We start from the raw sequence: 367 nt of genomic DNA on the forward strand, positions 1-367 counted from the left end.
TCGCGATCCTAGTGGGTTGCGTGATAGATGGTGTCAGCATCCTTGGCGAGCCGGCGCAGCTCTTCGATGACTTTTTCCTTGCCCGGGAGGATCTCGTACTTGGCTTTCCAGCCATGATCGGGATCGACACCCATGCGCGAGACAAGCTGCTTGCGCGCTTTCTCTTTCGGCGTGAGCACCGGACCTTCACCCGCGGCGGCCTTGCCGCGCTTGGCGGCTGGCTCTTTGCTGGCGCTAGCCGAACCGCTGGTGGGCAGGTCTCGGATATGGCCGATACTCGACTTCACCACGTATTGGTTACCCAGATACTTGTTGATGGTCTTGGCCTTCGCCGGGGAGTCCACACTGTGCCTCGATGTGCGCCTGG

The 367-nt window shown here is 60.8% G+C and carries 1 pseudogene; it reads right to left on the reverse strand.

Features of this window, described 5'->3' with window-relative positions:
* Positions 1 to 344: pseudogene (locus tag ACIQY3_RS19560) on the reverse strand (toprim domain-containing protein); the annotation flags it as partial.
* Positions 345 to 367: the final 23 nt, after the last annotated feature.

The organism is Pseudomonas sp. NPDC096950, assembly GCF_044762525.1.
Taxonomy (GTDB): domain Bacteria; phylum Pseudomonadota; class Gammaproteobacteria; order Pseudomonadales; family Pseudomonadaceae; genus Aquipseudomonas.